This window comes from Enterobacter sp. ECC-249 (genome assembly GCF_043965265.1).
Taxonomy (GTDB): domain Bacteria; phylum Pseudomonadota; class Gammaproteobacteria; order Enterobacterales; family Enterobacteriaceae; genus Enterobacter; species Enterobacter quasiroggenkampii.
In genome coordinates, this window is record NZ_CP143660.1 from 318,936 (window position 1) to 336,436 (window position 17,501).

Annotated in this window: 11 protein-coding genes; 3 read left to right on the plus strand and 8 right to left on the minus strand. The window is 56.6% G+C overall.

Annotated elements, in window-relative coordinates:
• Positions 1-143: 143 nt before the first annotated feature.
• The 7 genes from hmsP to bcsR all read right to left on the minus strand — a co-directional run bounded on the left by hmsP (position 144) and on the right by bcsR (position 12,842).
• Complete coding sequence (hmsP, locus tag V1587_RS01630; protein ID WP_371898960.1) at positions 144-2,150, minus strand: biofilm formation regulator HmsP; 2,007 nt, start codon at positions 2,148-2,150, stop codon at positions 144-146.
• 119 nt (positions 2,151-2,269) lie between these two features.
• Complete coding sequence (gene bcsC / locus V1587_RS01635; RefSeq protein ID WP_395314490.1) at positions 2,270-5,752, minus strand: cellulose synthase complex outer membrane protein BcsC; 3,483 nt, start codon at positions 5,750-5,752, stop codon at positions 2,270-2,272.
• Positions 5,734-6,840 (minus strand): cellulose synthase complex periplasmic endoglucanase BcsZ, encoded by a 1,107-nt coding sequence (gene bcsZ / locus V1587_RS01640; protein ID WP_371899043.1) that lies wholly within the window; start codon positions 6,838-6,840, stop codon positions 5,734-5,736. Before bcsZ ends, bcsC begins: the two co-directional genes overlap by 19 nt.
• A gap of 6 nt (positions 6,841-6,846) precedes the next feature.
• Positions 6,847-9,267, minus strand: a complete 2,421-nt coding sequence (bcsB, locus tag V1587_RS01645; RefSeq protein WP_371898958.1) for a cellulose biosynthesis cyclic di-GMP-binding regulatory protein BcsB — start codon at positions 9,265-9,267, stop codon at positions 6,847-6,849.
• 10 nt (positions 9,268-9,277) lie between these two features.
• Positions 9,278-11,893: a UDP-forming cellulose synthase catalytic subunit gene (gene bcsA, locus V1587_RS01650; RefSeq protein ID WP_371898957.1), complete on the minus strand. Its 2,616-nt coding sequence runs from the start codon at positions 11,891-11,893 to the stop codon at positions 9,278-9,280.
• Positions 11,890-12,642, minus strand: coding sequence for a cellulose biosynthesis protein BcsQ (gene bcsQ / locus V1587_RS01655; protein WP_024908825.1), 753 nt, complete (start codon positions 12,640-12,642; stop codon positions 11,890-11,892). Before bcsQ ends, bcsA begins: the two co-directional genes overlap by 4 nt.
• An 11-nt stretch (positions 12,643-12,653) precedes the next feature.
• Positions 12,654-12,842, minus strand: a complete 189-nt coding sequence (gene bcsR, locus V1587_RS01660) for a cellulose biosynthesis protein BcsR (RefSeq protein WP_348957984.1) — start codon at positions 12,840-12,842, stop codon at positions 12,654-12,656.
• Positions 12,843-13,017: 175 nt separating this feature from the next.
• On the opposite strand from bcsR, the gene bcsE reads away from it, so the two are divergent.
• The 3 genes from bcsE to bcsG are packed head-to-tail and all read left to right on the plus strand — an operon-like array spanning position 13,018 to position 16,443.
• Positions 13,018-14,580 carry a cellulose biosynthesis c-di-GMP-binding protein BcsE gene (gene bcsE / locus V1587_RS01665; RefSeq protein WP_371898956.1) on the plus strand — a complete coding sequence of 521 codons (1,563 nt, stop codon included), beginning with the start codon at positions 13,018-13,020 and terminating at the stop codon, positions 14,578-14,580.
• Complete coding sequence (bcsF, locus tag V1587_RS01670) at positions 14,574-14,771, plus strand: cellulose biosynthesis protein BcsF (protein WP_024908822.1); 198 nt, start codon at positions 14,574-14,576, stop codon at positions 14,769-14,771. Before bcsE ends, bcsF begins: the two co-directional genes overlap by 7 nt.
• On the plus strand, positions 14,764-16,443 hold the full coding sequence (bcsG, locus tag V1587_RS01675) for a cellulose biosynthesis protein BcsG (RefSeq protein WP_371898955.1): 1,680 nt from the start codon (positions 14,764-14,766) through the stop codon (positions 16,441-16,443). The genes bcsF and bcsG overlap by 8 nt, the downstream gene beginning before the upstream one ends.
• 60 nt (positions 16,444-16,503) lie before the next feature.
• Here bcsG and V1587_RS01680 read toward each other — a convergent pair whose 3' ends face one another.
• Positions 16,504-17,496: a glycosyl hydrolase family 8 gene (locus V1587_RS01680; protein WP_371899042.1), complete on the minus strand. Its 993-nt coding sequence runs from the start codon at positions 17,494-17,496 to the stop codon at positions 16,504-16,506.
• Positions 17,497-17,501: the final 5 nt, after the last annotated feature.

The following is a 17,501-nucleotide window of genomic DNA, read 5'->3' on the forward strand; positions in this document are numbered from 1 at the left end:
GAAAAACCACAGGCTTTGTAAGGTTATGGTTAACCTGCGGCTTTAAAATAACACCCACATAACAGGACAGAAATAAACTCAGTTCAAATTTGAAACACAAATGTTAAGAACTTTGAGCTGGCTCGCACAAGCCAGCAACAAAATTACACTTTTGCGTGATGGTCAGCGCCAGAAAGGTATCGCTCTTCAAAGACATCCGAAGGGACCGCGGGGGCAAACAGGAAGCCTTGCCCGCTCTCCACGCCCGCCTCTGCCAGCCAGGCGCGTTGCGCTTCGGTTTCAATCCCCTCGGCAATAAGATGCAGGTTGAGGCTGCGTGCCATCTGGATAATCGCCTGTACCATGCTGCTGTCGCCCGGCAGACCGTCGACAAACGCTTTGTCAATTTTGAGCACATCCACCGGAAGGGTCTTCATGTGCTGAAGCTGACGCAGCCCGGCATACCCCATGCCGAAATCGTCCAGGGCAATGCGAATACCGGCATTACGCAGCGGCTTGAGAATCGCGACCGCCTCATTGGGGTCGTCGATGCGTCGGCTCTCCGTCACTTCCAGAGTTAACGTATCAGGCTTGATTCGGTAACGATGGATCAGCTCCAGCATCTCTGAAACCATAGTTGGGTGCATCAGCTGCACGGCAGACAAATTAACCGACAGCGGCAGCGCCACGCCGCGCTCCTGCCAGGCGGCAAGCTGACGGCAGGACTCCTCCAGCACCCAGTAGCCGACGGTAACCATCAGTCCACAGGACTCAATGCGCTCAATCAGCCCTTCCGGCAGCTCCCATGAACCATCCGGCTGCTGAACGCGTAGCAGCGCCTCGGCGCTTTTTACTTCTCCCGTCAGCAAATTCACCTGTGGCTGTAGCCAGAGGGCAAACTGGCGGTTATCCAGCGCGGTCAGGATGTCGCTCTCTTCCGTCAGGCGCTGCTGCGCCTTTTCCATCTGCTCCGGGTCGAAGAACTGGATCTGATTTTTCCCTTTGCGCCGGGCGGTGAACGCCGCCGAGAACGCGCGATGATAAAGCTGCTCTGCCGTTAAATCACCGTAGTACATGGCGATACCAATACTGGCGCTTGGACGAAGCTGGATACCCTGAATGGGCAACCGCTCATTAATGACAGTGAGTACTTGCTGACCTAAAGTGATCGCATGCCAGGGTTCTTTTACGCCGTTGGCAATCACCACCAGGTCGTAACCGCTGACCTGGGTCAACACCATACGCGGGGCAAGGACAGACTTCACTTTTTCCACCAGGGTCAGCAGCAGCATTTCGCGCTGGCTCTCCTTGAGCACGCCAGCCGTGTCCTGCAGGGTTTCACAGGCGATAACCATCAGCGCCGTGGTTTGCTGACGGGCAACGGTCTGCTCCAGCATCGCCATCAGGAAGGCTTTGTTGGGAAGCTCCGACACCGGGAAGTGCGTGGCGCTGCTGTTTAACTCATCCTGCTGACGCTGAATGCGCTGCTGGTTGAGGTTGTAGCTGCGCACCAGCATACCTATCTCATCGTCATGATGCAGGCGCGGCAGCTCAAGCTGATGCCCCATCTGATCCTGCGGCGCAAGCGCATTCAGCTCGCGGGCGATACGGCGCAGCGGATGAACAATCAGCCGGTTAATGCACCAGGTGAGCGCCACGCTGAGAATAAGCGTCATAAGTAAGCAAGTGGTCACTAACGTAACTACCCAGCTCATGACGAATTTATACATGCGGTAGGAGTCCGCCTGTAATACCAGGTAGGCCAGCGGCTGCGGATTGGCGGGGCGTTCGAGTGAATAAACGGGCAGCGAAATCTGCACCGGCATTTCAAACAGGCGCATTACCATCATTGGGACGGGACGCTCCGGGATAAAGCTCATCCGAAGCGCCTGAAACTGGTTGGGCAAGACGACATCGGCGCGGCTAACAACGCCGGCAGGCTGAATGCGTTTTAAAATGGTTTCCGCTTCAGGAATATCCCCTTTCAGGATAGAGGCAGAGAGCGGGCCGCGTACCGAACGGGCGATACTTTCTAACTGCGAAGCCGTGTTATAGCGATTCTGCTGTACGGAATGAAACAGCAAAATTACGCAGAAAAGCAGGACAAACAGCATGGTGACGGCAGAAACCATCGCCATCTGTTTGATTGTTAAGGAACGGCTGACACGCAAAATGACTCTCCACAAAACTCGAAGCGCAGGGCGCGCCAGGGTGTAAACCTGGCGCGCCTGAGTATACCCGATTGCCGCGCTATTAAGAGAGACTTACAAATGGATTAAGGAAAATCCGATTACCAGTCCGCGTAAGGTATGAGCGGCTGCGGCGGTAAGTCCATATCGCCCTGCCAGCCTGCAGCAGAGTAACGCACATAGATCAACGCATGGCTTGGGGTATAGTCTTTCGCTTCCTGAATATCCACGCCCATGCCCACAAACCAGTTGGACGTTACGCGGCGTTCGATAATGGCTCGCGCGGTATAACCCGTGCCTGAGGAACTGCTGCCGGTTTCCATCACGCCCCGGTCGGTATAGCGGTCTGGCTCATCGGTCGGGATCAGATTCTGGATCGGGTAACGCAGCTCGTCTTTGGTTTTGGAGTGGGACCAGGACACCGAGCCGCCCAGCTCCCAGGACCAGTTCTCCGTGCGTTTACGCCAGGTCACCGGCAACGCGAAGGAGACATACTCCTGCGGACTGTAGTAACCGCCCTGACCCAGGGTATAACCACTCAGGTCTTTGTCGTAGTGCCAGAGCATATTGGAGACGCCGACCGTCAGGCGCTCATTGTTTTTATTAATGAGCTTGTAGTAGTAACCCGTCATCCAGCGGACGCGCCAGTTATCTTCCACATTTTTACCCGTCAGCGTTTCCGCGTTCAGGCTTGACCAGACGCCGTTCGCTTCCCCTTTGTCATAGCTCATGCTTACCCCGCCACCGGTGGCACGTACGCCGCCCCAGGTGGTGCCGGTGTTGGTATCTTTTTGTCCCGCAAAGGCCAGAAGAGAGCTGGAGATTGGGCGGCGATGGGCGTTAACGGTATAGCCGATGGGACCCAGATCGCTGCTGTAGCTGATGCCGCCCACCACGTCGACGACGTCAAAGCCCATTGGCGTGGTGCCAATATCCATCGCCCAGGTTTTATTCTGCCAGCCGACGGCTACGCTTGCACCATTGTCGGACTGATGGGTGTTACCGCTACACGGCGTTTCGTAGCAGGTACCCCATTTTGGATCGTAAGTCCCGTTATTGTTATCAAATGAACCGGCGTCCATGTTGACCAGGTCGCTTCTGAAGAACATGCGCCCGTCTGAGAGCGGGGCATCCACCTGCAGCATGGTGGTGTGCGCTTTCAGGTCCGAATAACCGCCCGTGCCGCTGGAGCCCCAGTAGTCGTGCTGCAGCGTGACGTTAACATCCTGCTGACGGTACAAGTCACCGGCATCGCTGCGAACGCCGCGCTTCAGCCAGTCGTCTTTTTCATCGTTACGCGTCAGACGGGTGAAACTGTCGTTATCCACCGGACGCGTCGTGGTGATGCCGGACGACACCATCGCATCTTTATAGGTTTCCAACGCCTGTTGAGGCTGGCCATTCTGCGCCTGGAAACGCGCGGCGTCACGTAACACCAGCGAGTTTTCCATGGAGCCGGGCTGCGATTTAGCCTGCGGAATAATTTTATTGAAGGTCTGTTCTGCGGCGGCGGAATCGCCCAGACCCGCCTGTGCCATCGCGATCCGGCGCTGCATATTGAGCGAAAGCGGCTGGCCGTTTTGCGCGGCGGGCAGTTTCGCCAGCTCTGCACGCGCGGCATCTTTGTCACCCTGCGCGCTATAAATTTCGGTCAGGCCGAGGATCGCGTCTTCGTTCTGCGGTTCACGCTGTAGCACGGCGTTGTACGTCGTTTTCGCCGAGTCCAGATCGCCGCGCTGCTGTGCCCAGTCCGCCAGCGTCAGATCGATACGGGTGGAGGTTGGCTGCTGGCGAAGAAGATTCTCTGCGTCCTGCTCTTTGCCGCTGTCGCGCAGGCGGTTGGCGGTTTCCAGCACCTGGTTGCTTTGCAGGCGGTCGGCAAGCTCCTGAATATTGCCGTTCCACTGGCTGCGCGGCAGCGTCTCCAGATGCGCCAGCGCGGCCCGGTCCTGATCGTTGCCGGAAAGATAGAGCCCGTTGGCATACACCTGATCCGGGTCGGACGGTTTCTGGCTTGCAAGCTGACGCATCAGGGTATCCGCCTGGCTGCGCTGACCCGCGCTGTAGAGATCGCGCGCGAGACGATAGGTTATCCACACGTCGCCGGGAGAGAGCGCCAGACGACGGCGCTGAATATCTGCCGCCTGCGCGTATTTCCCCTGGCTCTCAAGCTGTTCGGCCTGGGAGGAAAGCTGCTCGTTGGTCAGACTACGCTCAATATCATCAATGCTTCGACGCTGGCTGGCTGAGAGAGACTGGATAAACTGCGAGGCCTTCTCAGGGGACTGCGCGCGGTAAATATTGGCCAGGCCGCGGACCGCATTGCTGTTGCCGCTGTCCATACGCAGCGCCTGGCGATAATAACGTTCCGCCGCGTCGTTATCTTTACGCACCGCGGCGGCATCGCCCAGCCCCAGCACGGCATAGCTGTCGGCATTGTCGATACCGCGTGCCTGCTGATAGTAACGCTCCGCCTGCGCCGGGTTATTCGCCTTAAGCGCCGCGTCGCCCTGCTGGATCAGCAGCCAGTAACGGTTAACCTTCAGCAAACTGTCCCATTTACCCCGGTTATCGCTCTGGGGATCGAGGGCAATTGCCTTTTCAAACTGCGCCACCGCGCGAGCGCGGTCACCCTTCTGGGAATAAGCCTGTCCAAGGGCACCCACCGCTTCACTGTCGGCATGGTTGGCGCTGACGGCTTTTTGCAGCTCAGCTACCGCCTTACTCCCCTGCCCGGCATCCACCGCCGCCAGCCCTTCCGCTTTCGCGCGGAACGCCGGGTCAGCGAGCTGTTTTTGCTGCGCTTCAAGCTGGGCACGCGCCGCCGCGACGCTATCACCGTCGCTGAAGACGCTCAGGTATTTTTGCAGCGCGCTGACGCTGGCGCTGCTGGCAGGCTGACCTTTGATTTGGTCATACCACATATCAGACGCCTGGTTACGCCCATTGGTAGATTTGGCCATCTCCTGCAATACCGCAAAGCCTTCATCACGGCGTCCGCTCTGGAACAAATGCTGGGACAACGTCGCCTGCAGCTGCGTATTTCCGGGACTGCTGCTGTTTATTTTCTTGAGCTGGTTAATGGCCGCATTCCGGCGAGCGGGGTCTTTCGCCACGACGTTCCAGTATTCCGTCGCCACGTCGCCACCCGGCGGGTTGCCGTCAAACAGCTTGTCATAGGCGGCAATCGCCTCCTGCGTATGCCCCGTAGTGGCGAGCAGTCGCGCCTGCTGGAGCTGCTGGCGGCCATCCGGAGTGGAAAGCAGCATCGTGTTGCGTGATGACTGGTACGCGCTTGAGCCCGGCGCGATCCCTTTCAGACGATCCAGCTCTTTTTGCGCGCCGGCGTTATCGCCCTGACGCAGCAGGTAGCGAAAGCGTGCGGCAATGACGTCAGGGTTGTTCGGGTCAATCAGCTCAAGGCGATAGAGCGACTGACGAACCAAATCCTCACGCTGTGTCGATTCGCCCAGCCTCACCTGCTCCAGCAGCTGTTTTTGCTGCGGAGAGTTGGCGGCCTGGGCCCACGGCATAAGCGCCAGGCCAAGCGATAAACTGAGTAGATTTACTGTGAACTTGCGCATTCCTGGCCCCAATCCGGTATTAATTCACCTTTTGCGGTGAAGCGAAAACGATGCTGATCCCATCCTTGCCCAAAAAGAGTCAGCACGTAGCTGTAATAGGCGTTGTTATCGGGAAAATGGTCCGCAACGCGCTGGCGCTGAACCGCCTGGGCATCACGTTGTTGTAAAAACGGCAGCATAGCGGCAGAGAACCCGACCGGGCCGTCGCCGATGCGTTTCCCCGTCGCCACATCCACTTTCTCCGGCGGTACACCCCGTTTCATGGTCTTTGCCGCCATCGGCTGGAAGCGCGTCAGTAGCTGGGCTTTCTGAGGATCTTTATCACTCATCATGCCCACCCAGAGATACACGCGAATGGCGTCGTAGCCGCCCACCAGCGCCTTATCCTGCTGTAACCGCCAGCCTCTGTTTTTCTGATACTGCACCCAGTCCGGCGAGAAGCCTTTCGGCGCACTCTCCAGCAGCAGGCGCAGATTGGTTTCACGAAGCTGGGTCCACGGGGTACCAAAACGCGTGAAATAACTCGCTAACTGCGGAGGAAGATAGCTGGGGTTAAAGCGCCAGGCGTGTTCATCGGCAAAGCCGACTTTACCGGGAAGCAGCATTGCGCCAAGCCCCGGGACTTTCACCACTTCCTCGCTGACAATGCGTTTCAGCAGCGCTTTACCCGTACGGGTATAGTCCGGATGTTTCCACAGCCGACCCGCTTCAAGCAGTGACCAGGCGATCCAGACATCGGCATCAGAGGCGGAGTTGGTATCAATCACCGCCCACGTCTCTTTATCTTTCTGACCCCATAGCCAGGCAGGCAGATGGTCGTTGAGATCGCCACCGGCAAGATTATCGCGCGTCCACGTCAGAAGCTGGTCAAAGGCTTTGCGATCGTTCGCCGCAAGGGCAAAGAACAAGGCGTAGCTTTGCCCTTCCGAGGTCGTAATTTTGCGCGTGTCGCTGGGATCAACGACACGCCCGCCCTCGCTGATGTAGTCCTTTTTAAACTGCTCCCAGGCAGGCCAGGTACAGGCCGCGCGAAGAGGAAGCGCCGCCAGCATTACCGCTGCTAATACACACCAGCGAAAGGCTTTCATCACATCTTACTCATCCGGGTTCAGACGACGACGGCTGATGATTCGCAGCAGACGCCACAGCACCCATGCCAGCAAGACCACGCTAACCGCAGCCAGGATTGCGAGCAGAACCGGATGGTTAGCCAGCGCATACCACAGGCGTTCAAACCACGGCAGATGGCCTACGTAGTACACATCGCCCACGCGCAGGCTATTGACGCCGGACTCACGGATCACCGACACGGAACCAAACATCGCGGCACGTTTACCGCTGTCGTTCATGGCCGTATTAAGCAGTTCATACCCGCGCGGGCTGTCCGCCAGGAGTGCCACCACGCTACGCTGTTCGTTGTAAGGTGACTGGAAGCCCACCACCGCGGCCATTGCCCCCTGAGACGTTACCGTCGTCTGCGCGCTGGCCTGACGGTCGTTCACATCCGGCATAATGCTCGGGAACTCGGTCTGGCGCAGCGGCGTGTTAACCCAGGACTGGGCCGCTTTCACCAGCAGATCGATACGCTTGTCATCCTTCAGCTTGTCCGGAATGGTACCGATCACCATGATGTCAGCGTCTTTATTCTGAATCTGGCTGCCATCGTCCGTCAACGTGACGTTAATCGCCGGTAATCCCGTCTGTCCCCCGACGGTCGCCATGGTGTCCAGCAGGGTCGTGACCTGCTCTTCGTTTGGCGCTTTTGGCATCACCACAATGGACTCAGAGAGATCGGCCATGCGGCTGAACGGGAAGCCCGCGTTAGCAAACGCGCGCAGGTCCGGCATCGCCAGGAAGTGATAGTACTTCGAGAAGTCGATGGTCGACTCATCGCCAATCACCACGTGGTTCTGAACCGGCTGGAAGGTGATGCAGTTTTCCGCCGAGCCGCCAGGCATCGGGTTCATGTACTGGAAGTCAAAGCGCAGCTGGTTTATCGCACCCAGCTTCAGAGCCGGGATGGAGACATCCGTTTTACCGTCCAGCAGCCCCTGCAAGACCGGCAGGCGAAGCATCAGGCGGTTAGTATCCTGCGTGCTTTGCAGGCTGAATGACTGCAGGAACTGGTTGTTCAGGCTGATATCCATGCGCGAGCTGTCTTTGGTCGCTGGCGCGGTATAGCGGTAGTTCAGATTGATATCAATACCGTTGGTACGCAGCAGATACAGATCCGGCGGCAGATTCAGCGACAGGCTAATCGGCGCTGGCTCAAGCCCCGTCGCCTGCAGCTGTTCTTCATAGGTTTTCAGCTCACCGAATGTCACCGCACGGTCGGTACGCACCCAGTTTGGCGCATCATAAGGTTTACGCGCCAGCAGCGGTTTGACCTCATCCACCACAACGCTGTTGCCACGGAAAAGGACGTTACCCTGGGCAATGGCTTTTGCTGCCTGCACCAGATCTTTATCATCACGACCAAAGACCACCAGCAGCTTCACGTACGGGTTTTCCGGGTGGCTAATCATCTCAATGGTCGGTGCTTTGACGTCCGGATGGTCGCGCAGGAAGGCCGGGCGTTTCGCGTTGGTCGCAAACACAATGGCATTTCTGTCCGGCAGTTTGTCATACATCGCCGGGAAGCTCTGACCACGCCAGCCCGCACGCGAACCAAACCAGGACGCCACAATGGTCGCCGCCAGCTGCTCAGTCACGTCCGGGGACGAGGCAAATACCATCGGCAGCGTGAGCGGGCGGTTATCCCGCGGATCGAAGAACGGAACCGGGAAGGCCGAGAGATCGTTTTTCAGCGCCAGCGACTGGTAGGTCATCTGCAGCGAGGAGTTACGCCCGACGTCCATCCACAGCGTGTTGCTGGCCGGGTTTTCGCAGACATCGCGGTAGTGACCGACAAACTCCAGGCGGATGCGGTTAAAGTCGGTGATGAACAGCGGGTTAATCGGCACCTGAGCCTGGGTTTTCTTGCCCAGCTGCTCTTTGGTGACCGGCAGAACGTCCATCAGCTCATCATTCAGATAGACCTTCAGCTGAGACTGAGTCGGCAGCAGCGACGGTGACGGCGTGTATTCAAGGTTCAGCACTGCATTAGAGACAACCTCATCGCTGCGCATGCCAAACTCAATGCCGCCGTTAGGGTTGATGCCGCGCAGCACCATGCTGCCCGGAGGCGGCGCGATTTGCGCGAAGGTCAGCTTCACGTCCCGCGACGGCGCATTGTCCGCGACGACGGGCGCATTCGCCCCCGGGACGCCCGGCATTACCTGCCCGATGACCTGGCCGTCTGCCGGCAGGGTGTTCCCCTCCGTTGGCTGGTTCGGCGTGATATTTTCTGTTTGACCAGGTGCCGCGGTGACAACCGGATCGGTTGCTTGCGCGACGACAGGTACCGTTGGCGCAGGCGTTGCCGCTGCGTTACCAGGAGCTGCGTTAGCCATTGTTGCGGGGATAACATTCATCCCCATTGCCACTGCACATAACCAGGAAAGTTTTGTTTTCATCGCGTTATCATCATTGTTGAGCCATAACCGGGTCCGCCTGCTTCGCCTCATCCCGCTCAGGACGACGAGGAATGAACGACACGACCCAGGAAACCAGCGAAGTAAGTGACCGGAATATTAATTTCACCGACGACGGGGCAAATTCTGCAAGGTGACGATAGCCACGGAACCCCAGCTTCAGAATATCCAGCAGGCTTTCCAGAGGTTTATCTTCCGGGAAGCTGTCCTGCCAGAGAGCCCACGTATCCGCGCGGGCAAACGTACATTGCACAAAATCGATATGTTGCTTTTTGGTCAACGGCATCAGCTGCAGGCCGACTTCATTGCCCACCACGCGAACGACCTGCGTGGGGAAGACATACTCCTGCTGACCGCGCTTGAGCAGCAGGTTAACTTTCTGTCCTTCCAGCACCTTCGCCTGACCGTTGATTTTGATCCCCAGACCGCCGTCAGAGAAGTCGTGCACGGTACAGGAAAAGAGATGACCATCTTCACGGGCGATCGCCGCAGGCATGCAGATTTCAACGCGATGCGCGCGACGAACCTGTTTGCTCTCCACCGACACAGCCACCGCGCCGCCGAGGATAATCAGGTTGTAGAAGACCCAGGCCATACTGACGAAGACGGTCAGGATTTCGTTTTCCGGGCCGTAGAAGTAACGCCAGATACCGGCGATGACGCCCACGATATTCAGCAGCACCAGGAAGATATACGGCCGGGAGATCACCCAGTCGACGTACTCCTCTTCCACCAGACCGCCCTTCGCGGTGACGTTGAATTTCCCTTTATGCGGGTTAATCAGCGCCACCATCGTCGGCGGCGCAATGTACCAGGCCAGCACCGTTTCGTAGATTTCACTCCAGAAGGAGTGGCGGTATTTACCCTGTATCTTCGAGTTCGTCAGGCTCGCGTGGATCATGTGCGGCAGAACAAACAGCGCAATCATCAGCGCCGGGGCGTAGATGATATAAGCGTGAAGGAGCAGGAACGCCAGCGGCGCGGTCAGGAAGATCAGCCGCGGGATACCGGATAAGAAGTGGAACATGGCGTTGACGTAGCAAAGACGCTGCGCCAGCTTGAGCCCTTTCCCGATCAGGGGGTTATCGAGACGGAAAATCTGCACCATCCCGCGCGCCCAGCGAATACGCTGACCAATGTGCGCCGACAGTGACTCCGTTGCCAGACCGGCAGCCTGCGGAATACGCATATAGGCTGAGGTGTAGCCACGACGGTGCAGGCGCAGCGAGGTGTGCGCATCTTCAGTGACCGTTTCGACGGCGATGCCGCCAATTTCATCCAGCGGTTTACGGCGGATAACCGCGCATGAGCCGCAGAAGAAGGTGGCATCCCACATGTCGTTTCCGTCCTGTACCAGGCCATAGAACAGCGTGCCTTCGTTCGGGGTCTTACGGAAACGGCCAAGGTTACGTTCAAACGGGTCCGGCGAGAAGAAGTGGTGCGGCGTCTGCATCATGGCCAGCTCTTTCTCCTTCAGGAACCAGCCCATGGTCATCTGCAGGAACGAGCGCGTCGGCACGTGGTCGCAGTCAAAAATCGAAACAAACTCCCCGGTGGCATACTTCAACGCGTTGTTGATGTTGCCGGCCTTAGCATGTTCGTGCGTCGGACGGGCGATGTATTCGACGCCGACCTCCTCCGCGAACTGGCGGAACGCCGGACGGTTGCCGTCATCCAGAATCCAGACCTTAAGCTTATCTTTCGGCCAGTCGATGCCCAGCGCGGCGTAGATGGTGTTCTTCACCACGCTCAGGTCTTCGTTGTAGGTCGGCACGAAGAGATCGACGGTTGGCCACTGGGTCGTATCTTTTGGCAGCGGAACCGGCTGGCGGTTGAGCGGCCAAATCACCTGGAAATAGCCCAGCACCAGCACGATCCAGGCGTAGGTTTCAGCAAACAGCAGCACCAGGCCGCACACCAGACTCACCGGGTCGTCCCAGTTCAGCGTCGAGGTATAACGCCACCAGATGTAGCGACAGGAGACGGTCAGCGACAATACGATCAGCATCAGCGCCGAGAAGCGGCCCGGAATTCGGCGCACCAGCAGCGCCACGCCCCACAGCAGGATCAGGAAGGTGAACTGCGCCAGAGGGTTGAAAGGCTGCGTAATACAGACCAGCGCCAGAATGAGCGAGAACACGACGATCACGCCGAGAATAAAACGCCGCAAGCCCGGGTGGAGATGCCCGAGCTCTTTATGGTTATCCAGATGGCTGGTCTTATCGCTGACGCTGTTGGGCAATCTGTCGAGCCACTGATGGTAGCGTTCACGTAACTGCTGCACGCGGGAGAAGCTTCGCCAGTGCGGCGTTATTTTCTCTGAGCGGGATGACGTGACCACCAGCCAGATAGCCTGAATGAGATAACGTGCTGGATCCAGAGGACGCGGCCGGTTGGGATTAATGTGCGGATATAGCTCACTGTGCCGGGCACGTATGCGCTGCCAGCGCGGGTGTTCGAGTGGAATAAACATCCAGGCCAGAATCATCCAGAAACAGCCGAGCGCGGCGCTAAATGCCGACGCGCCGTGACGGCGAAAATGCCGGTAATGTTCGCTCAAACGCGAACTGACCGGTGGGATGAGTAACCAGCTGGCGAGACGACTCATACATCACTCCCTGCATGCTCCGCCCTGTTGGCGAAGTTCAGCAGACACCAGTTAGCCAGCGTCAGGATCTCTTCTGCCGCCAGTGAATCGCTGCGGTATTCGCCGAGCGGTTGCTTCGACGCAAGGCATTCCGCCATCCCCTCATCACGATGGATGACAATAGGGAGCAGACGGCGCTGGCTTTGCAGCCAGACCTGATACAGATCGTCCTGGATCTGGCTGCCAATGCGCAAATCGTTAATCAGGATATGGCCATTTTGAGGCAGCCCCTGCTGATGCAGGCGGATATGGCAGTTCGCATCGACGTTGACGATCGAGAGGACGTGATCGCACTGGGCGATAAGCTGTCGGGTCAGCGTGCCGGCACCGTGCGGCAGATCCAGCAGGATCCACTTGTAGTGCCCCTTTTCTTTCAGGGTTTGCAGCGCCAGTGTGAACTGCGAAAACAGGCGCTGATACGCGGCTTCATTCTCGCGTTCCGTGGTGGTCAGCTGACCAAACGGCAGCAGATCGAGCTGGGAGGTATAGCGCATCCCTGCATCCTGCCAGTCTTTATCATCAAGCAGCGCGCGGGCCCAGCCCTCTTCGCGAGTAAAGTCGACGTTAAACGACATACGCAACAAATTATCGGCGCAGGCGTCAATAACCAGCACCGATTCACCTAAAAGCTGTAATGACCACGCCAGCGCCGCGGTAACAGATGTGGTACCCACACCCCCACGGACACCCTGTAATCCGAGTATGGCCATCAATGGCTCCCTTATTGTTGATGGGCGAATTCAGCTAATAACGGCCAGCGTTTAATAGCCGCGGCCAACTGTTCCCGCTGGGAAATATCGGTGTAATCTATTTCAGGTAAAGAAAAGGCCTGCGTCAGCGCCAGAAAATCGTTTTGGAATGTGTAACCCAGGGTCGAGTCGACTGGGGTACCAGATTCATTATTATCCATTCTTTTTCCATCCCTTTGAGGAAAATCGCACGCTAAAGAAGTTGCGGGGCTTCCTGCCCTGACAAATTTCATTTACATGCTAAATCTGATGTTCTTTAATTTCAATGTTAGGTTTATTTCTACGCTTTCGCTAGTAAACTGAGATACAGATAAATTAGACGAAAAGAGGGACACCGTGGACTCCATATTTTCTATTGGCATCCAGTCATTATGGGACGAATTGAGCCACATGCCAGTCGGAGGAGTCTGGTGGATTAATACGGACCGAAATGAAGATGCTATCAGTCTGGTAAACCAGACAATTGCTGCCCAGGATGAGGATTCCCGCGTGGCAGTCATTAGCATGGGCGAAGATCCGAAGAAAATTATCACGCTGGAAAACGATCGCGGGCCTCAGACGGTGCGATTATTTTCCATGACACCGGATGCCGATAGTCTATACTTTCTGTCCCGCGATGTTCAGTGCACTATTGATCCGGATCACTATTTAGTGATCCTTAAATGCGCAAATAACGTCCTGCAAAATATCCCTGCTGAAAAACTGCTGCCGTGGCTGGAAAAAATCAATAAATGGGCAAAATTTCAAAATTGCACGCTATTGATAGTCAATCCCGGCAGTAATAATGACAAGCTGTTTTCACTTTTAATGGGTGAATATCGTTCCCTGTTCGGTCTGGCAAGCGTTCGTGACCAGGTGGGAAGCTATCTCTACGATATTGCTTTCTGGTGTAATGAAAAAGGCGTGAGCGCCAGACAACAACTTACGCTGAAACAAATCGAGGGTAAGTGGCACCTGGCACAGCAGGAAGAAACCGTGGTGCAGCCGCGCAGTGATGAAAAACGCATTCTGAGCCATATCGCGGTTTTAGAGGGGGCGCCCGCCCTGTCGGAAAACTGGTCGCTGTTTGAATCTAACGAAGACCTTTTTCATGAAGCCCGCACAACCCAGGCGGCAACCCTTATTTTCTCATTGATGCAGAATAACCAGATTGAGACGCTGGCAAGGCAGATCCACACCTTGCGCCGCCAGCGCGGAAGCGCGTTAAAAATCATCGTGCGCGAAAACAATACCAGCCTGCGCGCTACTGATGAACGTCTGCTCCTGGGCTGTGGTGCAAATATGGTCATTCCCTGGAACGCGCCGCTGTCACGCTGCCTGACGCTTATCGAAAGCGTTCAGGGCCAGCAGTTTAGCCGCCATGTGCCGGAAGACATTTCTACGCTGCTCTCTATGACGCAGCCGATGAAGCTGCGTGGATACCAAAAATGGGATACCTTCTGCGACGCCGTGGGCAACATGATGAACAACACGCTTCTTCCTGCTGACGGAAAAGGGGTTATGGTTGCCCTGCGCCCTGTTCCGGGTATCCGCGTTGAACAGGCGCTTACCTTATGCCGTCCGAACCGTACAGGGGACATCATGACGATTGGCGACAATCGCCTGGTGCTATTTTTGTCCTTCTGCCGGGTAAACGATCTCGATACGGCGCTTAACCACATCTTCCCCCTGCCTACGGGGGATATTTTCTCGAACCGTATGATTTGGTTCGAAGATAATACGATTAGCGCGGAGCTGGTGCAGATGCGTGCGCTCCAGCCGGAACAATGGGCTAAACCGCTCGCTATCAAGAGCGATGCCAAACCGATCGTCAATGCCAGACATGATGGACACGTCTGGCGTCGGGTTCCGGAACCCCTTCGCTTATTAACAGACAACGCGGAGAACGCATCATCATGAATATCAGCGATATCATTCAACTGGTTATATTCTGTGCGCTGATCTTTTTCCCGCTTGGCTACTATGCGCGCCATTCCATACGCCGTATCCGTGATACGGCCAGAGTGCTGTTTATTAAACCTCGCTATGTAAAACCAGCCGGAACACTGACACGGGCATCACACGTCAAGGCAGACCGAAAACATGACTAATTCTACCTATACCGCTTCGTCACCCTCGCCGCTCTGGCAATACTGGCGCGGCCTTTCCGGCTGGAACTTCTACTTTCTGGTGAAGTTTGGCCTGCTGTGGGCAGGCTATCTGAATTTCCATCCCCTTCTCAACCTCGTGTTTATGGCCTTCCTGCTAATGCCGCTGCCGAATATCAGGCTGCACCGCTTACGCCACTGGGTCGCTATACCTGTCGGCTTTGCGCTGTTCTGGCATGATACCTGGCTACCGGGGCCGGACAGCATTATGAGCCAGGGGTCGCAGGTGGCGGGCTTTAGCGCCAGCTATGTCCTCGATCTGACCGAGCGCTTTATTAACTGGCAGATGATCGGCGCGGTATTTGTGCTGCTGGTTGCCTGGCTGTTCCTGTCACAGTGGATCCGCGTCACGGTGTTTGTCGTCGCGATTATGATCTGGCTTAACGTGCTGACGCTGGCTGGGCCAAACTTTTCGCTGTGGCCTGCCGGTCAACCGACCACCACGGTGACCACCACCGGAGGAAGCGCAGCGGCCACCGTCACCACAGCAGGCGATACGCCTGTAGTGGGTGATATCCCAACCCAGACCGCACCGCCGACCTCGACAAACCTGAACGCCTGGCTTTCCAGTTTCTACACCGCGGAAGACAAGCGACAGACTAAATTCCCGGATGCGCTGCCAGCGGATGCTCAGCCGTTTGAACTGCTGGTGATCAACATCTGCTCTCTCTCCTGGGCCGACGTGGACGCCGCCGGACTGATGTCTCATCCGCTGTGGTCACACTTCGATATTCAGTTTAAAGATTTCAACTCTGCCACCTCGTACAGCGGCCCGGCGGCGATACGTCTGCTGCGTGCAAGCTGCGGTCAGGCATCGCATAAAAACCTGTATCAACCCGCTGGCAACCAGTGTTATCTGTTCGATAACCTCGCAAAGCTGGGCTTTACGCAGCATTTGATGCTGGGACATAACGGCCAGTTCGGTAACTTCCTGAAAGAGGTGCGCGAAGAGGGTGGCATGCAGTCACCGCTGATGGACCAAACCGGTCTTCCTGTCTCTCTGCTGGGCTTTGACGGCTCGCCTGTCTATGACGATTCCGCTGTCCTGCAACGCTGGCTGCAGACCATCGAAAAAGACAGTAATCCGCGCAGTGCGACATTCTTTAACACCCTGCCGCTTCACGACGGCAACCATTTCCCGGGCGTGAGCAAAACGGCTGATTATAAAGTGCGTGCGCAGAAGTTCTTTGACGAGCTGGACGCGTTCTTCACGGAGCTGGAAAAATCAGGTCGTAAAGTGATGGTGGTTGTGGTGCCTGAGCACGGTGGCGCGCTGAAAGGCGACAGAATGCAGGTGTCAGGCCTGCGTGATATCCCAAGCCCGTCGATTACCAACGTACCTGCAGGCATTAAATTCTTTGGTATGAAGGTACCGCATCAGGGCGCACCGATTGAAATCACCCAGCCGACAAGCTATCTGGCAATCTCAGAACTGGTTGCCCGTGCCGTTGACGGGAAGCTGTTTGTGGAAGATAGCGTGAACTGGGATCAGCTCACCAGCAAACTGCCGCAAACGGCAGAAGTCTCCGAGAACGCCAACGCGGTGGTGATTCAGTATCAGAACAAACCGTACGTTCGCCTGAACGGCGGGGATTGGGTACCGTATCCGCAGTAACTGATTTCCCCCTCACCCTAACCCTCTCCCCATCGGGGAGAGGGGATAGCCAGTGCGTTATTATTGCGCTGAAATCCACACCAGCATTTTCAGACTTGCCGAATAGTAGTCGTCTTTAGAGGTGATTTCGGGTTCTCCGGAAGGCTGCCCCATCGTTAAATCGCGTACAGCCAACAGGCCGCCTTCCATCATGTAAGGCGCATATTCGTTAGTGGTGACGTTAACCCAGGCGGGCGTTTGCTCCCGGGGGAATTGACCAAACCACGCTTTCCACGGCGTCAGGAGCGGGCTTTGTTTATCAGACCAGGCAACGTACAGCGGAATACGAATCGCGTCATAGCTCATTCGCGGCGGCCAGCCTTTAGCGGGCACCAGCTTGCCATCTGATGCCAGTGAAACCCAGTCAGCGGGCAGATCCGCTTTACCCGAGCCCATTTTTCCCAGCAGGCGTTTCCCGTCCTTAATCAAATCGCGCCAGACCGGCAAATGACTGCGTCCGGCGAAGGCCTGCCAGGCCGGAAACACGAAATAGGAAGGATTAAGGACCACTTCACCGTCAAGCTTAAATCCCTGGACGCCGGGCAGCATCACGCGGTAACCCGCATAGCGGATGACGCTATGGGCAACCAGCGCTTTTGTAATGGCATCCGATGCGGCGCTGTAGCGTTTGTCATGCCAGCGGGCATAGGCTTTAAGCAGCGCCCAGGCAATCAGCACATCGCCATCGGCGGCGTTGTTTTTGTCAGCGACCGGGTTGGACTCTGCGGGGTTATAGCGCCAGTAAAACAGACCGTTCTCTTTGTTCTTCAGCTCACGGTTTGTCCATTGCCAGAGCTTATCGAACGTGGCTTTATCGTCGTTGGCGACTGCCATCAGCATGGCAAAGCCCTGACCTTCCGTATGCGACACGCCGCCATTGCCGGTATCGACAATGCGGCCTTCCGGTTTGAAAAAGCGTGCCTTGTAACTCTCCCAGGCCTGTCCCGCCTGAGAGAGGGGTGAGAACAACAAGCTCATCATGACGGCCAGCGTCGCGCAGACGGGTTTTCGCATCATTC

Coding starts and splice junctions, on each gene's coding strand:
- bcsB (WP_371898958.1), bottom strand. CDS start 9,267: ATGAAAACAAAACTTTCCTGGTTATGTGCAGTGGCAATGGGGATGAAT.
- bcsG (WP_371898955.1), top strand. CDS start 14,764: ATGACTAATTCTACCTATACCGCTTCGTCACCCTCGCCGCTCTGGCAA.
- bcsZ (WP_371899043.1), bottom strand. CDS start 6,840: ATGAAAGCCTTTCGCTGGTGTGTATTAGCAGCGGTAATGCTGGCGGCG.
- bcsA (WP_371898957.1), bottom strand. CDS start 11,893: ATGAGTCGTCTCGCCAGCTGGTTACTCATCCCACCGGTCAGTTCGCGT.
- V1587_RS01680 (WP_371899042.1), bottom strand. CDS start 17,496: ATGCGAAAACCCGTCTGCGCGACGCTGGCCGTCATGATGAGCTTGTTG.
- bcsR (WP_348957984.1), bottom strand. CDS start 12,842: ATGGATAATAATGAATCTGGTACCCCAGTCGACTCGACCCTGGGTTAC.
- bcsQ (WP_024908825.1), bottom strand. CDS start 12,642: ATGGCCATACTCGGATTACAGGGTGTCCGTGGGGGTGTGGGTACCACA.
- bcsC (WP_395314490.1), bottom strand. CDS start 5,752: ATGCGCAAGTTCACAGTAAATCTACTCAGTTTATCGCTTGGCCTGGCG.